The sequence below is a fragment of the Flavobacterium xueshanense genome, from assembly GCF_900112975.1.
Lineage (GTDB): Bacteria > Bacteroidota > Bacteroidia > Flavobacteriales > Flavobacteriaceae > Flavobacterium > Flavobacterium xueshanense.
In genome coordinates, this window is record NZ_FONQ01000005.1 from 95,628 (window position 1) to 118,626 (window position 22,999).

Below are 22,999 nucleotides of genomic sequence, written 5' to 3' on the forward strand. Positions count from 1 at the left end.
TTATTTAAATATTCAATTTTAAACAATGCAGCAAATATTTAATTTTATTTTTAAAAACAGTAACAGAATACTGTTTTTGCTGCTTTTGGGTATATCGTTAACACTGACGATTCAATCCCATTCCTTCCACAGAAGCAAAATAATTAGTTCTGCAAACTTTTTAAGTGGTGGTGTTTACGAAAAGGTGAACAATCTAAATGAGTATTTAAACTTAAAAACTCAAAACGATGCACTTGCACTTGAAAATGCTAAATTAAAAAGTCTTTTGTTTAATCGTAAAGACACAACCGCTGTTAAGAAATTAGACAGTCTGAAAGGGGTTAAACCTGAGGATTTACTTGTTTCAAAAGTGATTCACAACTCCTATAATGTACATGAAAATTATTTGACATTAAATTCAGGAGAAATCGACGGTGTAAAAGCAGACATGGGAGTAATTAACAGTTTAGGTATTGTAGGAGTCATTGAGAATACTTCCAAAAACTATTCAACTGTAGTCAGCATTCTGAATAAAAGATCTCAAATTAATGCTAAAATTAAAAAATCAAATCATTTTGGTTCACTGAATTGGAACGGAAAAAGTACTGGTTTCGTGCAATTGACAGATCTTCCACGATTAGCATTAATAAAGATTGGCGACACTATTGTTACGGGCGGACAATCGGTTATTTTTCCTGAAAACATCAACATTGGAACAATCGCTAAAATTTATAGAGATAAGATAACCAACTATTACACCTTGGATGTCAAACTTTTTAACGATATGACTAATTTAGGCCATGTTTATATTATAAAAAGTAAAGATCGTGAAGAAATTATAAATTTAGAAAAAAGAGAAAAAGATGAATAGCGCCTTGTTAGTCAATATTTTCCGATTTATTCTGTTATTGGCCATTCAGATTATAATATTCAATAATATGAATTTTTTGGGATACATCAGTCCATTTCCTTATATCTTATTTATAATATTGTATCCCGTAAACGGAAACAAATCAGCGCTTGTGGTTAGCAGTTTTTTACTTGGAATTATCATGGACCTGTTTAGCAACTCTGGTGGGACACATGCTACGGCGTGTTTAGTTTTAGCGTATTTCAGACCTTCTATTTTTAAATTTGCATTTGGTCTGAGTTATGAATATCAAACCATAAAAATAAATGATGTTTTAACACCACAGCGATTTTCTTTTATATTACTATCCGTTGTAATTCATCATTTTACATTATTTTTATTGGAGGCATTTCAGTTAAGCTTTATACTGGACACACTGATTACAACTGTATTAAGTACCATATTTACAATCATTATCTGCATTATCATAATATACCTTATTAAGCCAAACAAAAGATGAGAAAAGTCTTGTTGCCTTCCTTAATTATTCTTGCTACTTTTTTACTCGTAATGCGAATATTTTATTTGCAGGTTGTTGATGATACTTTAAAGTTGAAATCTGAAAATAATGCGATAAAAAAAAAATACGAATATCCTGAAAGAGGCTATATCTACGACCGAAAAGGAAAGTTATTAGTGGCCAATCAGGCGTCCTATGACATCATGGTTATACCCCGAGAAGTAAAAAAAACAGATACCTTAGAATTTTGTCAATTACTGAATATCACCAAAGAAGATTTTATTAAAAAAATTGAAAAGGCTAAAATATACAGTCCTAGATTGCCCTCTGTTTTTTTATCGCAACTAAATAAAAGTGAATTTGCCGCTTTCCAAGAAAAAATACGAAAATACGAAGGCTTTTATTTTCAAAAGCGTTCTCTTCGTGATTATGAAGTAGCTTTTGGAGCTAACGTTTTTGGTTTTATCACTCAGGTAAATGAGAAGTTAGTAGAAAAAAATCCATATTACAATAGTGGTGATTTGATTGGGCAACAAGGAGTTGAACAAAGCTATGAAGATCTTTTGCGAGGAGTAAAAGGCGTAAAATATTTTCAAAAAGACAAATACAACCGTGAAATTGGTTCGTATAAAGATGGAAAATACGACACTATTGCTGTTCAGGGAGAAGATATCAACCTAACAATAGATGCTGAACTACAAAAATATGGAGAGGAATTGATGATTAATAAAAGAGGGGGAATTGTAGCCATTGAACCTAGTACCGGAGAAATTCTGGCATTAGTTACTGCGCCATCCTATGATCCTTCCATATTAGTAGGAAGACAACGATCTAAGAATTATACTGAATTATACCGTGACTCCATCGCAAAACCACTATATGACAGAGGCTTATTGGCTGAATATCCTCCTGGATCTCCTTTCAAAATTTTAACGGGTCTTATAGCGCTTCAAGAAGAAGTAGTAGATGAACAGACTTCTTACATGTGCCTTGGTGGTTTTAGTTACGGCCGAGGGAGATTTCAGAAATGCCACTGTAAAAGTTTTGGTCCTCTTCAGTTGCATAACGGAATTTATAAATCTTGTAACGCTTACTTTTCAAATGCCTATTTACGCACTATTGCGAAATATGCAAAACCTGCTTACGCTGTAGATGTTTGGAGTAATCATGTGAAAAGTTTTGGACTAGGGAGCTTTATGGGCTACGATTTACCCACTGGTAAAAAAGGCAACATACCAAATTCAAAAACCTATAAAAGAATTTATCCAAACGGAGGCTGGAGAGGCACAACAATTATATCTAATGCAATCGGACAGGGAGAAGTTTTGATGACACCCATTCAACTCGCTAATATGATGGCCACCGTTGCCAACGAAGGATATTATTACACTCCTCATATTATAAAGAAAATTGAAGGAAGACAAATTGATAAAAAATTTACCACAAAACATGTAACCAGTATTGACAAAAAGCACTTTCCCCCAATGATAAGTGGGTTATTTGATGTGTACAACAAAGGAACCGCATCTGCTCTTAGAGTTGAAGGAATTGATATTTGTGGTAAAACCGGAACAGCAGAAAATTTTGCTAAAATTGGAGGTAAAAGAGTACAACTTAAAGATCATTCTATATTTGTCGCTTTTGCTCCAAAGGATAATCCGAAAATAGCTATAGCCATTTTAGTCGAAAATGGAGGATTTGGGTCAACAGTCGCAGGCCCAATTGCCAGTTTAATGATAGAAAAATACCTGAGACAAAAAATTACAAGAATTGATTTAGAAAAAAGAATACTTGCTACTAGTTTACAAAGTCAATATGCTAAATTAGGCGGACTTTCTGCAGCCGTGAAATTACAATTAAGAATTAGTGATTCTCTTCTAAAAAAGAAAACAATAATTCCAAATTTGAAAGTAAAAATTGATTCCACCAAAGAGAAAAAACAAGTTATTTAATTCAGATGAAAAATCAAAGTGTAACAAATAATATTGACTGGATAAGTATAATCATTTATGCCTCATTAGTCATTATGGGCTGGCTGAATATTTATTCTTCTTCCTTATCCTCAATGGAAGATACTTATGAAAAACAGTTGATATTTATCGTATTGACCATACCCTTGATTTTCATTGTACTCTCAGTCGATGGGAAATTTTATGAAAAATACGCTAGTATCATTTTTGGAATTTCATTACTATCACTGGCAGGACTATTTCTATTTGGAAAAACAATCGCCGGTCAGCGCTGTTGGTACGCAATAGGAAGTTTTACAATTCAACCTTCTGAATTTGCAAAGGCTGCAACAGCCTTAGCTTTAGCTAAATATTTAAGCGACACTCAAATCAATCTCAAAGATGTGACCCGCCAATGGCAGGCACTTGCGATAATAATTTTACCCGTACTACTCATTTTACCACAGCCCGATCCCGGAAGTGCTTTGATTTACAGTATATTCATCATTGTCTTGTACCGCGAAGGACTTCCGGCTTGGTATGTATGGACCGGTTTTATAACCATTCTTTTATTTGTATTAACGCTGGTATTAGAACCTCAATATGTAATCCTTATAGGACTGTTGGTGCTATTAATCATACACTTTAAATCTAGATTAGCCGATAGGAATATCATTTTGAGCAGTATTCTTTTTGTGTTGCTATCAGGATTTGTTTTATCTGTGGACTATGTTTTTGACAATGTATTTAAACAACACCACAGGGATCGTTTTAATATCCTTTTAGGGAAAACAGTAGACTTGAAAGGCATTGGATATAATACCAATCAATCCGAAATTGCTATTGGCTCTGGAGGTTGGTTAGGAAAAGGATTTCTTGAAGGCACTCAAACTAAAGGTGGATTTGTCCCAGAACAACATACGGATTACATTTTTACAACTGTAGGCGAAGAGTGGGGATTTGCAGGTTCTTTGGTCGTAATAGCCCTTTTTACAGGTCTATTCCTAAGAATAATTTACTTAGCAGAAAGACAAAAAACAAAATTCAGCAGAGTTTATGGATATTGTGTTGCAGGAATCTTATTCACACACTTCTTCGTAAATATTGCGATGGTGGTAGGTATTTTTCCAACAATTGGGGTTCCGCTTCCATTCTTTTCATACGGAGGTTCTGGACTTTGGGGATTCACGATCTTGTTGTTTATATTCATAAAAATGGATGCAAATAAAGTAAACGAATGGTAATTTGGCAACTTTAAGCGAAAGAAACCCATTGCAACCTCATTGCTGAATATAACTTTGTTTTTTTGATAAAGAGCAGCAAGATTAATGTATTCATCTTATTTTTTATTCAACTGAATCCGACAGCTGTGGATTCTTAATCAAAAGTTCGGACAGTATTTTGATAGAAATCCGTTCTTTAATTCCATGCATTTCGGCAAATTAAATTGTTTTAAATGATACACAAACAAAATTGATTAACATTTACTTAATTTTCTCCAAAAGTTATAATTAAATTAAGACGATAGTTACCAAAATAAAAATACCCTATGATTCTTTCGAATTAAAGGGCATTTTAGTTATTATTGTTCTACAGTCTTATTTTTAAGATTTAGCCAATTTATCTTTTTTAATTTTTACAGGCATATTCTTTCTAGAAACTACTTTAGATTGTAAATCATCTAAAACATTAAGTGCTTCTTCAACATAAATGTCTTTGGATAATTCCTCGTGCCATCTCTCTCTTTTATCTTTCAAAGTAACATCTTTACTCATGGCGTCCGTTTCATAAGGCAACGAAGTAAATGTGAACGAATTTTTATAATCTACAATTGGTTTGTATTTTTTAGCTTTCTCCTCTATATCTAATTGAGCAATTTTGAATTTCTCAATATTTAAACTATACACATTCTCTTCGCTTCTGCTGTCAATCCATTTCGCATTCTCTTCAATTAATTGAAATTGTGCGTTTTGAGAGATTCTATTTTTACTATTTGTAATTGCCTGATTAAAGTTGGCATTCTTATTCCATACTTGATAATCAGCTTGATCTATTTTATCCCAAGGCATAGCATTATCAACATCACGCTCTCCCATTTTTAGATAAGCATAACGGTCCGGCATTACAACATCACTGCGTACTCCTTCTAATTGCGTAGAACCTCCATTTATTCTGTAAAATTTCTGCGTTGTTGTTTTTATAGCTCCTAAATCTCCAACAGAACTACTGCGTACAAATTGGTTCAGATCAATCACATTTTGGACAGTTCCTTTACCATAGGTTTGTTTGCTTCCTATGATAATTCCTCTTTTATAATCTTGTATTGCTGCCGCTAAAATTTCAGAAGCAGATGCTGAAAAACTATTCACCATAATCACCAACGGTCCGTCCCATTCAATTTTTGCATCTCTATCGTACAACACTTCTTTTTTTCTACCGGCAGATTTTATCTGAACGATTGGCCCTTGTTCTATAAACAATCCTGCTATATCAACAACAGTTGACAAAGACCCACCACCATCATCACGAACGTCCAAAACAATTCCGTTTACTCCTGCTTTCTTCAATCGATCAACTTCTAAAGCAATATCTTTTCCGGCATCTCTACCATCTGCGTTTTCGAAATCAATATAAAATTTTGGTAAATATATTACACCGTATTTCAATCCGTTTTTGTTTACAATACTGGACTTCGCATACGTTTCTTCTATTTCAACAATATCTCTTACAATAGAAATAATCTTAATTGTCCCGTCTACTTTTTTTACGGTAAGGCGTACCTCCGAACCTTTAGTACCTTTTATTTTCTTCACCACATCATCAAGACGCATTCCAACTACATCAACCGCTTCGCCATTTCCTTGCGCAACTTTCATTATTAAATCCCCTGCTTCCAATTGTTTTCCTCTCCAAGCAGGACCGCCAGAAATAAGCTCTGAAATTTCCGTTAAATCATTTTTCTTTTGAAGGCGTGCCCCAATTCCTTCTAACTTCCCGCTTATGCTTACATCAAAACGCTCTTTTTCTTCGGCTGCGAAATAATTTGTATGTGGATCAAAACGTGCTGTAATGGAATTGATGTATACAGAAAACCAATCGTCTCTGTCCAAATCTTTTATAAATCCAAAATACTCATCAAGCGATTTTACCGAATTTTCTCTGGTTTCTTTTTCTAAAACATTAAAAGATTTGACAACATAATTTGCATCATTTTTCTTTTTATCCTCTTCTAATTTTTGTTTGTCAATTAAAGATGACAGTGCAGACAATTTAATTTGTTTGCGCCATTTATCATTAAGTTCAGCAGCATTTTTAGGGTAAGGTGCTTTTTCATAATCAATATTGAAACTTTCATCAATAGTATAATCAAAAGGTTTGCTCAAAACATCTTTATAGATTTTAGTACTTTCGTTCATTCTTTTCATCAAACGCTCATAAGTCAAATTAAAGAAAGACAAATCTTTATTTAATAGCTGGTCGTCTAATTGCAATTCGAATTTTGAAAATTCATCAATATCAGATTGCAAAAAGAATCGTTTCGAAGGATCCAAAGCCTCGATATAATCTTTGTAAATCCCCTTCGAAAAAGTATCGTCGATTTTCGCTGGACTATAGTGCCCTTTTTCAATCACAAAAGTTAATAATTCCAAAAGCAGCTTGTCTTTTTCAGGATCATTTGCTTTAGACGCATTCATTTTGAAGGCAAATAATGTTACCGAGAGAAATACGACAACAAGGATAATTTTATAATTTCTTTTCATAAAGTTAAGAGTAGTATTCATCAATTTTTATTCTAAGTTACGGTAAAAACTATGCCAACGTCAGCAGGGCTCCCATAAATTTTTGTTAAAGATATAAAAATGTTTTTTTTAATTAACTTAAATGAATCAAGATAACATATTTTTATCTTTTGTTTACTTAATCCCATTTTGTGTAATTACATTTGCCATTAAAATCATAAAAACCAACCTTTTTTTTACTGAAATAATAATGAAAAAAACAAGACCTTTAATCTTAATAACGAATGACGATGGCATTACAGCACCTGGTATAAGAGCCCTAATTTCGGTTATGGCAGAATTGGGAGAAATCGTTGTGGTCGCTCCAGACACACCACAAAGCGCCACGGGTCATGCCATTACCATCAACAGCACATTATATTTGAATAAAATTTCAAAAGAGGCAGATCCTTTTTTAGAATACAGTTGCTCTGGAACACCAGTTGATTGTGTAAAACTGGCCGTTAACGAAATTTTGAAACGAAAACCTGACTTGTGTGTTTCTGGCGTTAATCACGGTTCAAATTCTTCGATAAATGTGATTTATTCCGGTACAATGAGCGCCGCCGTCGAAGCAGGAATAGAAGGAATTCCCGCTATTGGATTCTCATTATTGGATTACGACTGGAACGCCAATTTTGAGAATATAAAATCATTTATCCGCAAAATATCTGTAGAAGTTCTTGAAAATGGACTTCCGGAAGGCGTAGTTTTAAATGTTAATTTTCCTAAATTGGAACAAAAAGACATTAAAGGAATTAGGATTTGTCGTCAAGCGAAAGCAATTTGGCTAGAGAAATTTGACAAGAGAAAAACACCGCAGGGAAGAGACTATTACTGGCTGGCAGGCGAATTTGTAAACCAAGACAAAGGAGAAGATACGGATGAATGGGCCTTAGAAAATGGATTTGTATCAGTCGTTCCTGTACAATTTGACTTGACCGCACACCATGCCATACAACAACTTAACACCTTGAAATGGAATGAATAAAAAAGACTTGTTACTCGGATTTTTATTAGGGTTTGCAACTACGCTGCTTGGATCCTATATTTTTATAACCATTTTTACGGAATTCAAATTCATCGCAGGAATTCAAATCATGAAATCACAAGGAAATCTAGGTAAAATAATCACTTTGGGATCAATTCTGACGCTGATAGCATTTGGAATTTTACTCAAAATGAATAAAGAAATGATGGCGCGTGGTGTTGTTTTGGCAGTCATTGCCTTGGCGATTTTCACTTTATTTATTTAAGTTTATCTTTGCAGCAGAATGAAATTATTGCAGCAAAAATGATTTTATCCGTTTGATTTTAAAAATTCCAAATCGAAAAAACATGAAATATTACATAATTGCGGGAGAAGCCTCAGGTGATTTGCATGGTTCTAATTTGATGAAAGAGCTATACAAAAAAGATCCTACTGCTGACATCCGGTTTTGGGGCGGTGATTTAATGAAAAATGTTGGCGGTACATTAATGAAACACTATCGTGAATTAGCGTTTATGGGATTTATTGAAGTGATTTTTAATCTAAAAACAATTCTGAACAACATAAAAATCTGTAAAAAAGACATTCTTGAATTTCAGCCTGACGTACTTATATTAATCGATTACCCGGGTTTTAATTTGCGAATTGCCAAATGGGCGAAAGCATTGGGAATGAAAACCCATTACTATATTTCTCCGCAAATCTGGGCATGGAAAGAAAGCAGAATTACAGATATCAAGCGCGATATTGATAAAATGTACGTGATTTTACCTTTCGAAAAAAAGTTTTATGAAGACAAACATCATTTTCCAGTCGAATTTGTTGGTCATCCACTTATTGATGCCATTCACAACCAACCAGTAGTTGAACCCGTTCTTTTCAGAAAAGAAAACCAATTAAACAGCAAACCAATTATCGCCATTTTACCCGGCAGCAGAAAGCAAGAAATTACTAAAATGCTAGCTGTAATGCTCAGTGTAGTCAAAGATTTTCCGGACTATCAATTTGTAATTGCGGGTGCTCCAAGTCAGGAATTTTCTTTTTACCAAAATTTTATCACGCAGGAAAACATAAAATTCATCTCTAACAAAACCTACGATTTATTGCGAAATGCAACTGCAGCCTTAGTCACATCAGGAACTGCAACACTGGAAACGGCGCTGTTTAAAGTTCCCGAAGTAGTTTGTTATAAAGGCAGTTGGGCTTCTTACCAAATTGCGAAACGAATTATTACACTCAAATACATTTCATTAGTGAATTTGATTATGGATGAAGAAGTGGTAACCGAGTTAATTCAAGACGAATGCACTACAAAACGCATTAGGGAAGAACTCGAAAAAATACTAAAAACTAGTCATCGCAATACGCTTTTAGAAAAATATGCGTTATTAGAAGAGCAATTAGGCGGAAATGGAGCTAGTGAAAAAACTGCTGCATTGATTGTAAATGATTTAAAATAATCTATAATTTATTTCCAAATTTTAAAATCAACTAAAAAAACTCTTTTGAAACGTTTACTTTACCTCCTGTGCCTTGGCATCTTTTTTACCGCTTGTAAATCGACATCGCCCATTGTAACTTCTAAAGAAAGAGATCCAAAAGAGAAATTAACTCGATCTGAAAAGAGAAAAGCAAATCAGCTAGCCGAACAATTAATTGATGCAGCTACTGAAAATTTAGGTGTAAAATACAAATATGCCGGCACAACAAAAGCTGGTTTTGACTGTTCGGGTTTAATGTACACCATTTTTAATTCGGAAAATATTAGTCTTCCCCACAATTCCTTTCAACAATCAAAAATTGGCATTGTTTTAAATCCAAAAAAAGATCAAGTCCAAAAAGGCGATTTGATTTTTTTTAAAACGAATAAAAACAAAGAAATAAATCACGTTGGAATCGTGATTGAAGCAACCGATGAAGAAATAAAATTCATCCACTCCTCCACTTCAAAAGGAGTAATTATTTCCTCAACCAAAGAACCTTATTACAAAAAAACCTTCGTCCAAATCAACCGTGTACTTTAATTAGTACTCTTTTTGGAAAGAATTTAGTTTTTAAAATTATAAAAAAACTAAAAAAGAAATAAATTCGTTTCTTACTAAAAATGTGTACTTTAGAGTTATGAAAGTACTACAATTCCCACTAGCCAGAATAACATTCGGGTTTGTTATCGGTTTGCTTTTTGGACATTATTTCCAGCTCTCTATCAAGGCGCTGTTTGTTGTACTTTTCATATTCATCTGTGTTTTTGTAATGCTGTATTTTTTATCCAAAAAAAACAGTAAATTCTCGCTCTATTTTGGAATCGGAACTTATTTTCTTTCCGTTATTATTGGTCTTTCAACGCAAATCATTCATACCGATCTTTTCAAAAAAAACAACTACACTCACAACAAGGAAATTTTTGAACAACCGCATATCATTTCACTAACGATCAGAGAAAAGCTGAAAAGTTCAACGTTTAGCAATCGTTATTTAGCCATTGTTAATCATATCGACCAGAAAGAACAAACAGGAAGAATAATATTAAACATTCAAAATGACAGTTTGCATCACGTTCTTGAAGTTGGGAATTCTTTGTTGATAAAAGGGACCTTAACAAAAAATAAACCGCCAAATAACCCAAATCAATTTGACTACAGCAAATACCTTGAAAACAAACAAATCTATGCGCAGCTGTATGCTGACGTTGACGAAATAAAAATTGGAACTGAAATAGAGAAAAACATTTGGTACTATTCTTCTAAATTGAGAACCCGAATTATTCGCAATTTAGAAAAAAACGACTTCAACAAAACCGAGTTGAATGTCGCCATTGCATTAATAATGGGACAACAACAAGATATTTCGCCTGAAATTATTCGGGATTATCAATATGCCGGAGCAGTACATATTTTATCCGTTTCCGGATTGCATATTGGCTTTATTCTGTTATTTGTGACGTTTATTCTAAAACCAATTCCCAACACCAAGCGAGGTTCTTTTATAAAGTTAATCACTATTCTTATCTCATTATCCATGTTCGGGATTATTGCAGGTTTAGCACCTTCAGTGGTTCGTTCCGTAACTATGTTTTCGTTTGTAGCGATTGGAAATCATCTTCGGAGAAGTGTGAATATTTATCACACATTATTAGTTTCTGTATTGTTGATTCTACTTTTCGAACCTTCGTTTTTATTTGATGTCGGTTTTCAATTAAGTTATATCGCTTTGTTTTTTATCATTTGGCTGCAGCCACTTTTATCTTCCATTTGGAAACCAAAATACAAAGTTTCAAAATATATTTGGGATATCCTTACCGTTTCCTTTGCGGCACAAATAGGCACTTTACCACTGAGTATTTATTATTTCCATCAGTTTCCCGGTTTGTTCTTTGTCACTAATCTGATTATTATTCCTATACTGAGCATCATTATGATTTTAGGTGTTTTGGTGATGCTTTTAGCAGCGTTCAACATGATTCCCGTATTCCTGTCTCAACTGCTGGAATGGAATATTTATTATTTAAATAAAATCATCAATGCAATTGCCTCCTTGGAACAGTTCATTATTCAGGATATTCCACTTCACTTTTATCTTTTGCTTAGTGGTTATTTATTATTGTTTGCGTTAATCATTTGGTTCAAAAAACCGAGCTTTAATAGATTGGCTGTGATTTTAATATCTATCATTATTTTACAATTTTCATATTTTAAAATAGAGTATAAAATTCAAAACGAAGAGGAATTTATCGTTTTCAACAGCAGAAAAAACACCTTGATTGCGGAGAGAAATGGAGAAAACATTTTAATTTATGCCAATGACAGCATTTTGAAAACCGCTCAAAAAAGCAGTCTTTTAAAATCCTATCGCATTGGAAACTTAAGCACTTTACAACAGAAAATGCGACTTCAAAATTTCATGTTCTTTAATGGAAAAAAGATTTTTGTGTTAGACAGCTCCGGAATTTATCCCAAAAATATCAAGCCCGATATTATCATATTGACACAATCCGCTAAAATAAATGCAGATCGTTTGTTCCAAATAATGAAACCCAAATTAGTTGTAGCTGATGCATCCAACTTTAAAAACATACAAAAACTATGGAAAGCCAGTTGTAAAAAACAGAAAATCCCTTTTCACGCAACTGGCGAAAAGGGATTTTATAAATTGAATTAAGAATTTTTATTTTTTCAGAAAACCATTTGCTACAGCTAACCAAGCTGAAGGTCCGCCAGCTACATAACCCGTACTTCCAATGCCTTCAAAATTAACTTTACCGTCTTTTGTAATGGCATTTGCAAGTATAATGGTTGGGAACCCTTGAATTCCAAAAGCCATTTGCAATTCATTATTTTGTTTTTTAATGTCAGCTGTCTGCGGCGCTTTCCTTGGATAATCCAATTCGACTAAAACCACATTTTCCTTGGCCCAAGCCGCAAATTCAGGCGTTCTCAAAACTTCTTTTTGCAAACGAATACACCATCCGCACCAATCACTTCCGGTGAAAAACAACAATAATGGTTTCTGGGTTTCCTTCGAAATTTCCATTGCCTTAGTGACATTGGTCTCCCAAACTAGTTCTTGAGCTTCGGCTGCAAATGAGCCGGCAAACAATAATAAAGCAACTATAATTTTATTCATGTTTATAATTTTATCGATTTAAAATCAAAAATGATGCCTAAAGTTTAACGAACACCGTGCATTAGTTTTTTAATAACCGGAGTCATCGCTACAGAGAATAAAGCAACGACAATGGAAATGATAGTCAACATCCAAAAGAAGTAACTCAATCCGTGTTCATTTGCGATTTTATCAATGTTTTCTCCAAACATACCCGCACCTTTCATACCAATTGCTACCGCCAAGTACCAAACACCAAACATGAAAGCAATCATACGAGCCGGAACTAGCTTACTCACATAAGACAATCCAACTGGAGAGATACACAATTCAGCCATAGTATGGAAAAGATATACGAGAATTAACCAAATCATACTTACTGAAGCGGTTTTTGCACCTGCTTCAATTCCGCTTGCGCCAAAAGCAACACAAGCCATACCTAGCGCTAATAATCCCATTCCAATTCCGTATTTTAAATTCGCAGAAGGATTGTATTTACTTTCCCACCATTTAGAAAACAACGGTGCTAATGAAATAATAAACAAGGAGTTTAAGGTCGAAAACCATGTAGCAGGAACTTCCGTTAATGCCGTGGTTACTTTGTCAATTTTCAATGCTTGCAAGGTTGAATCTGATAATGATAAATATCCTGCTGTGTAATAATCTCTAGTCAACATCCAGATTGCTATTGCCCAGATAATAATAAAACTGATGCTTAGAATAATATTTGCAACAGCATAGAATTTAAAGGTCTGTTTGAACAATAATATCAATACCCAAGTGATAATTACTAATGGCAAAATAGTAATCAATGAATTCATTACTAAAAATACGACACTCCAATTACCCTCTAATACTCTGTCTGTATAATCACTCGCAAAAATGGTTAAACTGTTTGGAGACTGCTCAAAAATTGCCCAGAAGAAAATAGTCAGAAATGCAAAAAATGTAACTGCAATTAATTTCTCCTTAGTAATTTTAGAATATTGAGTAAATCTGTAAACCAATAATATAATAAATACAACTAATGCTGAGACAATTGCAATAGCATTTCCACTAGGTCCAAGGAAAGAAAAAACATTTACTTTACCACCTGATATTTTAGAAGCAGGATCATTTACAAGCCATAATAATGCTAAAATAGAAGAGAAAGCAATTGCTGCTAATTGTATTGGAGTAAAAGGATTTCTTTTATCAGTGTCCAAAGCTTCCGCTTTTGCTTTGCTTTCTTTACTTGGTTTCAAACCAATATCCCCAAAGATATCTTGAGACAACCAAAATTGTAGCATTCCAAAGAACATGAAGATTCCGGCTAAACCAAATCCGTAGGTCCAACCTACTTTTTCACCTAAATAACCACAAAGTAAAATCCCAAAGAACGCTCCTGCATTTACACCCATGTAAAACAATGTATACGCACCATCTTTCTTTTCAGGACGGTCTTTGTACATTTCAGATACGATAGAAGTCATATTTGGTTTAAAGAAACCATTTCCAAAAACCAACAATACTAATCCTAAATAGATTGAAAATTCAGTTTCAACAGCCATGGAAGCATGTCCTAAAGTCATTAAAGTGGCTCCCACAACAACAGCCCATCTAAAACCAATTACTTTATCGGCAAAATAACCCCCTAACATGGTTGATAAATAAACCAAACCTACGTATGAACCAAATAATGCAGAAGCATTTTCACGAGTCCATTCCCAACCGCCATCTGTAAAGGAAGCAGTTAAAAATAATATTAATAAAGAACGCATTCCGTAGAATGAGAAACGCTCCCACATCTCTGTAAAAAACAAAACGAATAATCCCGCAGGATGCCCTAAAACGGTGCTTTTAAAAAATTGATCTGTAGTATTTTGACTCATATTATTAATTGTTTAATTCGTTATCTACTCCGTGCATTAATTTTTTTATTATTGGCGAAAGTACTAATAGTAGCAATCCAAAACCAAGTCCTGTGTAAAATAAGTATTCAAAAAGCACTAAATAACTCTGTTTAGCTAAATTTAAATCCGGTGCTGTACCATTTGAAGTATCAACAGAAGCGATATTCGCTAAAATAGAAGCTATAAATTCAGAACTGGCTGTTGCCAAAAACCACACGCCCATCATGAACCCAACGATTTTTGCTGGAGATAATTTAGTCACTGCAGAAAGTCCTACCGGTGACAAACTCAATTCCCCACAAGTATGTAAAAAATAAGCTAATATTAGCCAAATTGCCGCTACTTTGCCTGCACCAGAAAGATTTATCCCCATTACTAATGCTCCAAAACCTAAACCAACGAAAGCTAATGCTAAAGCAAATTTCACGGCTGTATTAGGATTGTATTTTCCTAAATTTGGCCATATCCATGCAAAAACCGGAGCTAACAAAATTATAAATAAGGCATTAAAACTTAAGAATTGTCCAGCAGATACTTCATAACCAAATATAGTTCGGTCTAAAATTCTATCGGCAAATAAATTCATGGAGGTATACGCTTGCTCAAACAATGCCCAGAAGACAATCGTAAATACAATCAGAATAGTTAAAGCAATCAATTGGTGACGTGCTTTACCATCGAGTTGCGTAGCAGCATAATAAACGATATAAATAAAAGAAATTCCACCCGCAATTTTTAAAGCCCATGAAACTGCATCGTGATTTTGGACCATTTGCCAAAACAATAAAGTTGACAAAACACTTCCAATATAAATCAACCATTCATTTTTAAGTCCAAATGATTTTTTCTCTAAGAAAGATGGGTTGTTCGATTCTCCTTTTCCCATCAATAATTTTCTTCCGGAAATAAAAGTCAATAATCCAAAAAACATTCCGACTCCAGCTGCACCGAAACCATAACTCCAACCGTATTTTTCGCCTAGCCAAACACATATCAGCGTAGCCATAAAAGACCCTAAGTTGATTCCCATGTAAAACAAAGTAAATCCAGAATCTCTTCTTTTATCACCTTTTTCATATAATTCTCCCACCAATGAAGAGATATTGGCTTTCAGAAAACCAACTCCGACAATAATTAACGATAATGAAAAGTAAAATATTTGTAAGGCGGTTTCGTCCCGTGTAATTTCTCTAGTAATTGATTCTGTTGCGGCATTCCCTTCATAAGCCATTCCTATATGACCCAGCACCAACATAATACCTCCAAAAACAATCGCTTTTCTAAATCCCAGATAGCGATCCGCAATAAAGCCGCCTAAAACTGGCACTGCATATACGAGAGCAGCATAACTTCCAATCAGTAAATTCCCAGAAGTATCCGAAAACAAATGGTACTTTGTAAGATAAAAAATCAACAAAGCTTTCATTCCATAAAACGAAAACCGTTCCCACATTTCGGTAAAAAACAATATAAAAAGCGCTTTTGGATGTCCAAAAAATTCTTCCTTGTTCAATGCGTCGTTTGTCATAAAGCGCTGTTATAAATTTTCTTTGATAAAATTAGTCATTTTTGTATACAATTGAATTCTGGTTTTCCCACCGTAAATCCCGTGATTATTGTCCGGGTAAATTTGAGAATCAAATTGTTTATTAGCCTGAATCAAAGCTTCCATCATTTGCATGGAGTTCTGAACATGAACATTATCATCTCCTGAACCATGAATCAAAAGGAATTTTCCTTTTAATTTGTCTACATGATTTATTGGTGAATTATCATCGTATCCGCTTGCATTTTCCTGTGGTGTCTGCATGTATCGTTCCGTGTACACGCTGTCATAAAAACGCCAGTTCGTTACTGGAGCTACAGCAATTGCCATCTTGAAAACATCATTTCCTTTCAAAATACAATTAGAGGACATAAATCCCCCATACGACCAGCCAAATATACCAATTCTAGCTTTATCCACAAATGCGTAATTTCCTATTACTTTAGCAGCGTCAATTTGATCTTCTACTTCATATTTTCCTAACTGCAGTTGCGTTACTTTTTTGAAATCAGCTCCTTTAAAACCAGTTCCGCGTCCGTCAACACAAGCCACAATAAACCCTTGTTGTGATAACATCATAAACCAGTAATCATCTGTACCGTTCCACTCATTGTTTACTTGTTGTGAACCCGGACCAGAATATTGGTACATGAAAACAGGATATTTTTTTGACGGATCAAAATCTTTAGGTTTAATCATCCAAGCATTTAGTTCATTCCCTTTTGCCGTTTTTAAGACAAAAAACTCCTTCGTAGGTAAATCATAGCTTTTTAGTTTTGAAGCCAATGATTCATTATTTTCAATAACTTGAACCTGTTTCCCAAATTTAGCATCGTTCAATGTATATGTCGTTGGTTGAGCCGCACTTGAAAACTTGTTGATATAGTATTGAAAATTTGGGCTGAATGTTGCCGCATTAGTTCCTGTATATTGTGACAATCGAACTTTGTTTTTTCCGTCAAGACCTATTCTGTACACATCTCTATTAATAGATCCATTCTCCACCGACTGATAAAAAACAGTATTTGTCTTTTCGTCTAAACCATAATAATTCGTCACTTCCCATTTTCCTTTGGTCAGTTGATTTTTCAATTTTCCGTTTTTATCATATAAATAAATATGATTGAAACCATCTTTTTCGCTTGTCCAAATAAAACTGTTGTCTTTCAAAAAAGTCAAGTTATCCGTAACATCAACATATGCTTTATCTTTTTCGTTCAAAACTACTTTTGCAGATCCTGAATTACCATCGATAAACAATAAATCTAAATTATTTTGATGACGATTCACTACTTGTGCAGATAATGTATTCGCATCATTTGTCCATTTCATTCTGGCAATATAAAAATCGTTGTAATTACCCAGATTTATATTTTTAACCCCATTTGAATTTACATCATAAATATGTAAGGAAACCAAAGCATTTTTCTCACCTGCTTTTGGATATTTAAACGTTTGCATTTTTGGATAAAGGTCTTTTCCAAACATGGACATCGAAAATTCAGGCACCTGACTTTCGTCAAAACGAATGTATGCCACCTTTTTGCTGTCAGCGCTCCAATCGAAAGCTTTCACAAAAGCAAACTCTTCTTCGTAAACCCAATCCGTAATACCGTTTATAATGCTGTTTTTCTTTCCATCTGTAGTAATTGGAGTTGATTTATTAGAATCTAAATCATATACATACAGATTATTTTCTTTGGCGTACGCTATCTTTTTTCCATCGGGTGAAAAAGTAGGTTCCTGAACCTGAAAATCAAACAACTTTTTTAATTTTTTGCTGGCAATATCATACAAGTAATAATCAGCAGTAAACGAGTGACGGAAGATTTGATTGGTGTTGCAAGCCAATAGAATCATTTTCTCCGCAGCGTCAAAAGTGTAACTGTCAATCCCGTTTGATAAATCCTTGTGGGATTTTGTATCTATCAGTGTAGCTACTTTTTTTAATGTTGCAAAATCATACAAATCAATCTGCATGCTTCTGGACTGTCTGTCGGCATTCAAAACCGTGTACTGATTTGTGTTTTTCAACGACTGCAATTCATCCATTCCCTGAGCGCGAAATGTGCCGTTGTAAATTTCATCAATTGTGATTTTTTGTTGACCAACAACCGTGAAACATAAGAATAAAAATAATGCTATAATTTTTTTCGAATACATATTATTTATTTAAAGATAAAAACCGTCAATTTTAGTGAAAAAATTACAATTATCGATCATTTTATATGTTAAATGTAAAAAACAATATTAAAAATAACCTTGTACTGAATATAATTTGATTGTAAATAAAACGGCTAAAACCGTATATTTGCAACTATTTACACTATAATCAATTGAGAATGAACAAGGCTATTAGCGGATTTTCTAAATTATCCAAAGAAGAAAAAATTAAATGGATTGCAAATCAATATTTTTCAACACCAACAGAAGCCGTCGCCTTGCTGAAGAACTATTGGAATTCTGATGAAAAAATACAGAAATTACACGATGAATTTATCGAAAATACGATCACCAATTTCTACATTCCGCTGGGAGTTGCTCCTAATTTCCTGATTAATGGCAAATACAGCACCATTCCCATGGCAATTGAGGAAAGTTCTGTGGTTGCCGCTGCCGCAAAAGCTGCTAAATTTTGGTCCACTCGTGGCGGGTTTAAAACAACTGTAATCAACACCGAAAAAATTGGTCAGGTTCATTTTATCTATAAAGGAGATGTTACTAAACTGAACTTATTTTTTGCCCAAAACAAAAACAAATTTTTCTCAGAAACAGAATCGATTACAACAAATATGCAGAAACGCGGTGGCGGAATTTTAGATATTATTCTAAAAGACAAAACCGATTTATTGCCTAATTATTTTCAGTTGCATGCCACTTTTGAAACCAAAGACAGCATGGGCGCTAATTTTATCAATTCGTGTTTGGAACAGTTTTCCAAAACCTTAAAAGAAGAAGCACACCACTATGATTTATTCACGGAAACAGAGAAAGACATTGAAGTAGTGATGAGTATTCTTTCGAATTACGTTCCAAATTGTATCGTAAGAGCCGAAGTTTCTTGTCCGATTGCTGACTTGGAAGAAAAACACATTTTAAACCCTCAAGAATTTGCCGAGAAATTTGTGCAAGCTGTTCAAATCGCCGAAGTCGAGCCGTATCGTGCCGTAACGCACAATAAAGGAATTATGAACGGAGTAGATGCAGTAGTTTTGGCAACTGGAAATGATTTCCGTGCCGTTGAAGCAGGAATTCATGCCTATGCTTCCCGAAACGGAAAATACTCCAGTCTTTCTCATGCCAAAATCGAAAATGGTATTTTTACTTTTTGGTTGGAAATCCCTTTAGCAGTAGGAACTGTTGGTGGATTGACTTCGCTGCATCCATTGGTAAAATTATCACTGGAAATGTTGGAAAAACCGTCTGCCAAGGAATTAATGCAGTTTATAGCTGTAGCAGGCTTAGCCCAAAATTTTGCCGCTTTACGCTCCTTAACTACAACAGGAATCCAGGAAGGACACATGAAAATGCATTTGAACAACATCATCAATCAGCTTGAAGCCACCGAAGAAGAACGTATTTTAATCCAGAAGTATTTCAAAAGAAATACTATTTCGCATAGCGCCGTGGTCACTTTTATTGAAAACTTAAGAAAATAACATTGATTTCCGACATTCTTATCAGGGATTTAAACCCTGACAGGGATTAAAATAAGACTAATGACAAAAACATTCTACAGTAACGGAAAACTTTTAATCACAGGAGAATATCTGGTTCTTGATGGAGCAAAAGCCTTTGCATTACCCACAAAGAAAGGACAAAACCTCATTGTAGAAGATGGGAAAAACAACGAAATCAGCTGGAAAAGTTATGATTTTGATGGCAGCATTTGGTTTGAAGACACCCTTTTATTTTCTGACATCGTGAAGGAAGTTCAAACTGAAAATGAGTCGGTAAAGTCTACACTTACGACCATTTTGCATGAAGCATTCAAATTAAATCCGGATTTTATTTTAAATTCAAACGGCTACACAATCACCACTGAACTTGGTTTTCCGAAAAGCTGGGGTCTGGGAACGTCGTCGACTCTGATAAATAATATTGCCCAATGGTTGCAAATCGATGCTTTTACATTGCTTAAAAACAGTTTTGGAGGCAGTGGTTACGATATTGCCTGCGCGCAAAACGACGCTCCTATTGTATATCATTTGGAAAAAGGTAATCCTATTGTTGAAAAAGTACGCTTTAATCCGGATTTTACAGACAATATTTACTTTATATATTTGAATAAAAAGCAAAGCAGCAAAAGCGCAATAGCAGCGTACAATATGAATAAAAAGAATAATCTGCCAAGTACGATTGCTATAAATGACGTGATAACTTCTGAAGTTTTGAATGCAACTACAATTCAATCTTTTGCTGCAGCAATACAAAAGCACGAAATACAAATGAGCATTATTCTGGAAACACAAACGATAAAAGAGTCTTTGTTTCCTGATTTTAATGGTGTGATAAAAAGTCTGGGAGCTTGGGGAGGCGATTTTGTAATGGCGATTGCAACTGAAAATCCAACTGACTATTTTGTATTAAAAGGATACAATACTGTAATTCCTTACGATGAAATGATATTATCTTAGTTTTTATAATTACATAGCTTTCGACAAAAACTACATTAAAAACAAAATCCCGATACATTCAAGAATGCATCGGGATTTTTTATTGTGATTAATTACTCTTTAACTAGTAATTAAAATCTTGTCTGTTATCTTCAATTTTAGCGTTAGCTTTCAATGCAGGAACAACTCTGTTCGCATCTGAAGCGCTTTGTGCTTTCAATTTAGCAACGTATGGCGCATGATTTTTTACTGCTGGCGCTTTTACAATACTTGTATTTTTAACAACATATACTCCAGTATTTCCTTCAATTGGAGCAGATAATTTGTTTGCCGCTAATGCAAATGCATTTCCAACTACTTTTGGCTCTGGACCAACATTTGGCAACATTGTATTTTCCATAGTAAGACCCGTTGCTTGTTGTACCGTTCCTCCTACTGCTTTCGCAATTGCTTCAATTGAAGAACCCGTCATTTTAGCTTTGATCAGTTCCGCTTTTTTCTTGTTTTTTAGTATTTGTTCTACATAAGGTCTCGCTACAGAAACGGCAACTAAACCAGATTTATCAATACTTTTTAATTTTGCAATCACGTGACCAACGTTAGCTACTTCAAATCTTTTTACAGATCCTTCTTTAACTCCGTCTTCAAAAGCCCATCTCACGATAGTTCTTTGATTTCCTAATGTTCCAAAGTTCTCATCCATTCCTTTTACAGAAACAGCCGGAGCAACTTTAAGTCCCATATCTTTTGCAACTTTATTAAAGTCTTTATCAGCAGCATTCATTTCTAACTTAGTTGCCTGTGTAAATATTTTATCAGAAGTTGATTCTGAAGCTTGTACTTTTTGCGCTACAGTAGCCAAACGAATTCCGTCTTGTTTATCAGTGATTTTAATAATATGAAAACCGAAATCAGTTTCAACTAAACCAACTTTACCAATCCCATTACTAAAAACAAAATCATTGAAAGGCTTCACCATTTGGTTTGGACCAAAATAACCCAAATCACCACCTTGTTGTGCTGATGAATCATCCGAAGCTGTAAAAGCCAACATCATAAAACTATCCGGATTGGCATTTACTTGCGCCAAAATACTTTCTGCTTTTGCTTTTGCTTGTTCTTTTGTCCTTTTTTCTTTTTGATTAGGAACCTGAGTTCCTTCATAACCAATTAAAATATGACTTGCTTTAGCATTTACACCTAGCTTCATTCCCATAGATTTAGAAATACAGTAGTAATTCCCGAAAATATATGGACCATAAACTTGACCTGGAGCAAGGTTAAACAATTTATCAGCATCTACAGCCGGTAAATCTTTTTTGGCAATGTAAGTTGAATCGTAAGGAACATCTGAATTTGAATTTACAAAGTCAATTGCGTTCGTAGTTGTTCTAAATCCTGCTAAAGTATCGTTTTTACCTGTCGCTTGGTTGTACACTACACTTCCAGATAACAATGCATTAATTTTCGATTTTACATCCGCTTCATCCGCTGGTGATGCTTTGTCTTCAATCAAAACATATTCTACTTCACGGGATTCGTCTGCTTTGTATTTCTTTTCATTTTTCTTCATGAAATCTACAATCTCCGAATCAGAGATTTTTACTTCACTGTCTTTTATGGTTGAATATAATCCGGCAACATAAGCAAAGTTGACTTGGTTTGCTTCCATCTCGTATTTCATTTTACCTTCGCTTTCAGTTGTAAAAACTGCCGCTTTGATCAATGTATTGTAGATTTGATATTTAGCATTTAAATCCGCATCTTTCTCCCTATCTTTTAAAAATTGAGCTTGTTCAGGATTAGATTTGAAATATTGTTTGAATTTGGCAACATCAAAAACACCTGCAGCATTCAAAAACAGTGGATTCCCACCAATATTTTGATCTGATTTTAAAACTTCCAATAAGTGTTTTTCCCCTACTCTAAGTCCTAATTTTTCAAATTCAGACGTCAACAAAGCGATAGAAACTTCTTGCTCCCAAACTCTGTTAGCTGCTTCAGTTGAAGTTATCCCTTGACCACCTTTTTCAACATTACTAACTTTAACTCTAAAATCCTCGAATGAAATATCTTTTCCATCGATGCTTCCTACATCTTTTGATGTACTGTTGAAACCACCACTGTTGAATATATCACCTATGATAAATGCTAATAAACAAAACCCAATAACGAGTATCAGAAGAAGCGAACGTTGTCTAATTTTTTGTAAAACTGCCATTTTATTGTTGTTAATTTATATATTCAGTTTGCGAAAATACAATTATCTAATTAA

17 protein-coding genes are annotated in these 22,999 nt (G+C 34.2%); 11 read left to right on the forward strand and 6 right to left on the reverse strand.

The window, feature by feature from the left end; translation table 11 throughout:
- The first annotated feature begins 25 nt into the window (after positions 1–25).
- From mreC to rodA, 4 genes are read left to right on the forward strand one after another with little or no spacing between them, the layout of a single operon-like run.
- A complete protein-coding gene (gene mreC / locus BMZ76_RS06920) occupies positions 26–850 on the forward strand; it encodes a rod shape-determining protein MreC (RefSeq protein WP_091204284.1) in 825 nt (274 codons plus the stop codon).
- On the forward strand, positions 843–1,349 hold the full coding sequence (gene mreD, locus BMZ76_RS06925; protein WP_091204286.1) for a rod shape-determining protein MreD: 507 nt from the start codon (positions 843–845) through the stop codon (positions 1,347–1,349). The genes mreC and mreD overlap by 8 nt, the downstream gene beginning before the upstream one ends.
- The gene (gene mrdA / locus BMZ76_RS06930) at positions 1,346–3,301 is read left to right on the forward strand and encodes a penicillin-binding protein 2 (RefSeq protein WP_091204288.1); all 1,956 of its coding nucleotides are present in this window, start codon (positions 1,346–1,348) and stop codon (positions 3,299–3,301) included. The genes mreD and mrdA overlap by 4 nt, the downstream gene beginning before the upstream one ends.
- Positions 3,302–3,306: 5 nt before the next feature.
- Positions 3,307–4,542: a rod shape-determining protein RodA gene (gene rodA, locus BMZ76_RS06935; RefSeq protein ID WP_091204290.1), complete on the forward strand. Its 1,236-nt coding sequence runs from the start codon at positions 3,307–3,309 to the stop codon at positions 4,540–4,542.
- Between the two features lie 360 nt (positions 4,543–4,902).
- On the opposite strand, the gene BMZ76_RS06940 is transcribed toward rodA, so the two are convergent.
- Positions 4,903–7,080 carry a carboxy terminal-processing peptidase gene (locus BMZ76_RS06940; protein ID WP_091204292.1) on the reverse strand — a complete coding sequence of 726 codons (2,178 nt, stop codon included), beginning with the start codon at positions 7,078–7,080 and terminating at the stop codon, positions 4,903–4,905.
- 208 nt (positions 7,081–7,288) lie between these two features.
- Between BMZ76_RS06940 and surE the strand changes: the two genes are divergently transcribed.
- The 5 genes from surE to BMZ76_RS06965 all read left to right on the forward strand — a co-directional run bounded on the left by surE (position 7,289) and on the right by BMZ76_RS06965 (position 12,226).
- Entirely contained in the window at positions 7,289–8,068 is a 780-nt protein-coding gene (surE, locus tag BMZ76_RS06945; protein ID WP_091204454.1) for a 5'/3'-nucleotidase SurE, read from the forward strand.
- Positions 8,061–8,333, forward strand: a complete 273-nt coding sequence (locus BMZ76_RS06950) for a hypothetical protein (protein WP_091204294.1) — start codon at positions 8,061–8,063, stop codon at positions 8,331–8,333. The genes surE and BMZ76_RS06950 overlap by 8 nt, the downstream gene beginning before the upstream one ends.
- Positions 8,334–8,415: 82 nt before the next feature.
- Complete coding sequence (gene lpxB, locus BMZ76_RS06955) at positions 8,416–9,528, forward strand: lipid-A-disaccharide synthase (protein WP_091204455.1); 1,113 nt, start codon at positions 8,416–8,418, stop codon at positions 9,526–9,528.
- 45 nt (positions 9,529–9,573) lie between these two features.
- A complete protein-coding gene (locus BMZ76_RS06960) occupies positions 9,574–10,092 on the forward strand; it encodes a C40 family peptidase (RefSeq protein WP_091204296.1) in 519 nt (172 codons plus the stop codon).
- A 97-nt stretch (positions 10,093–10,189) separates the two neighbouring features.
- The gene (locus BMZ76_RS06965) at positions 10,190–12,226 is read left to right on the forward strand and encodes a ComEC/Rec2 family competence protein (protein WP_091204298.1); all 2,037 of its coding nucleotides are present in this window, start codon (positions 10,190–10,192) and stop codon (positions 12,224–12,226) included.
- 6 nt (positions 12,227–12,232) lie between these two features.
- Here the strand turns inward: BMZ76_RS06965 and BMZ76_RS06970 are convergent, their stop codons facing one another.
- The 4 genes from BMZ76_RS06970 to BMZ76_RS06985 are packed head-to-tail and all read right to left on the reverse strand — an operon-like array spanning position 12,233 to position 18,271.
- Positions 12,233–12,691: a thioredoxin family protein gene (locus BMZ76_RS06970; RefSeq protein WP_091204299.1), complete on the reverse strand. Its 459-nt coding sequence runs from the start codon at positions 12,689–12,691 to the stop codon at positions 12,233–12,235.
- A 44-nt stretch (positions 12,692–12,735) separates the two neighbouring features.
- Entirely contained in the window at positions 12,736–14,541 is a 1,806-nt protein-coding gene (locus BMZ76_RS06975) for a peptide MFS transporter (RefSeq protein WP_091204300.1), read from the reverse strand.
- Positions 14,542–14,545: 4 nt separating this feature from the next.
- Complete coding sequence (locus tag BMZ76_RS06980) at positions 14,546–16,090, reverse strand: peptide MFS transporter (RefSeq protein ID WP_091204302.1); 1,545 nt, start codon at positions 16,088–16,090, stop codon at positions 14,546–14,548.
- Positions 16,091–16,099: 9 nt separating this feature from the next.
- Positions 16,100–18,271, reverse strand: coding sequence for a S9 family peptidase (locus tag BMZ76_RS06985; protein ID WP_091204304.1), 2,172 nt, complete (start codon positions 18,269–18,271; stop codon positions 16,100–16,102).
- Positions 18,272–18,450: 179 nt separating this feature from the next.
- On the opposite strand from BMZ76_RS06985, the gene BMZ76_RS06990 reads away from it, so the two are divergent.
- Both BMZ76_RS06990 and BMZ76_RS06995 read left to right on the forward strand, forming a co-directional pair.
- Positions 18,451–19,767, forward strand: coding sequence for a hydroxymethylglutaryl-CoA reductase, degradative (locus tag BMZ76_RS06990; RefSeq protein ID WP_091204305.1), 1,317 nt, complete (start codon positions 18,451–18,453; stop codon positions 19,765–19,767).
- 60 nt (positions 19,768–19,827) lie between these two features.
- On the forward strand, positions 19,828–20,745 hold the full coding sequence (locus BMZ76_RS06995; RefSeq protein ID WP_091204307.1) for a GYDIA family GHMP kinase: 918 nt from the start codon (positions 19,828–19,830) through the stop codon (positions 20,743–20,745).
- Positions 20,746–20,848: 103 nt separating this feature from the next.
- On the opposite strand, the gene BMZ76_RS07000 is transcribed toward BMZ76_RS06995, so the two are convergent.
- Complete coding sequence (locus BMZ76_RS07000) at positions 20,849–22,945, reverse strand: peptidylprolyl isomerase (protein ID WP_091204310.1); 2,097 nt, start codon at positions 22,943–22,945, stop codon at positions 20,849–20,851.
- Positions 22,946–22,999 lie beyond the last annotated feature (54 nt).

Excerpts from the sequence above, each read along its gene's own strand:
- rodA (WP_091204290.1), top strand. The coding sequence starts at position 3,307 with ATGAAAAATCAAAGTGTAACAAATAATATTGACTGGATAAGTATAATC.
- mreD (WP_091204286.1), top strand. The coding sequence starts at position 843 with ATGAATAGCGCCTTGTTAGTCAATATTTTCCGATTTATTCTGTTATTG.
- BMZ76_RS06985 (WP_091204304.1), bottom strand. The coding sequence starts at position 18,271 with ATGTATTCGAAAAAAATTATAGCATTATTTTTATTCTTATGTTTCACG.
- lpxB (WP_091204455.1), top strand. The coding sequence starts at position 8,416 with ATGAAATATTACATAATTGCGGGAGAAGCCTCAGGTGATTTGCATGGT.
- BMZ76_RS06990 (WP_091204305.1), top strand. The coding sequence starts at position 18,451 with ATGAACAAGGCTATTAGCGGATTTTCTAAATTATCCAAAGAAGAAAAA.
- BMZ76_RS06975 (WP_091204300.1), bottom strand. The coding sequence starts at position 14,541 with ATGAGTCAAAATACTACAGATCAATTTTTTAAAAGCACCGTTTTAGGG.
- BMZ76_RS06970 (WP_091204299.1), bottom strand. The coding sequence starts at position 12,691 with ATGAATAAAATTATAGTTGCTTTATTATTGTTTGCCGGCTCATTTGCA.
- BMZ76_RS06965 (WP_091204298.1), top strand. The coding sequence starts at position 10,190 with ATGAAAGTACTACAATTCCCACTAGCCAGAATAACATTCGGGTTTGTT.
- BMZ76_RS07000 (WP_091204310.1), bottom strand. The coding sequence starts at position 22,945 with ATGGCAGTTTTACAAAAAATTAGACAACGTTCGCTTCTTCTGATACTC.
- BMZ76_RS06950 (WP_091204294.1), top strand. The coding sequence starts at position 8,061 with ATGAATAAAAAAGACTTGTTACTCGGATTTTTATTAGGGTTTGCAACT.
- BMZ76_RS06940 (WP_091204292.1), bottom strand. The coding sequence starts at position 7,080 with ATGAATACTACTCTTAACTTTATGAAAAGAAATTATAAAATTATCCTT.
- BMZ76_RS06995 (WP_091204307.1), top strand. The coding sequence starts at position 19,828 with ATGACAAAAACATTCTACAGTAACGGAAAACTTTTAATCACAGGAGAA.
- BMZ76_RS06980 (WP_091204302.1), bottom strand. The coding sequence starts at position 16,090 with ATGACAAACGACGCATTGAACAAGGAAGAATTTTTTGGACATCCAAAA.
- mrdA (WP_091204288.1), top strand. The coding sequence starts at position 1,346 with ATGAGAAAAGTCTTGTTGCCTTCCTTAATTATTCTTGCTACTTTTTTA.
- surE (WP_091204454.1), top strand. The coding sequence starts at position 7,289 with ATGAAAAAAACAAGACCTTTAATCTTAATAACGAATGACGATGGCATT.
- mreC (WP_091204284.1), top strand. The coding sequence starts at position 26 with ATGCAGCAAATATTTAATTTTATTTTTAAAAACAGTAACAGAATACTG.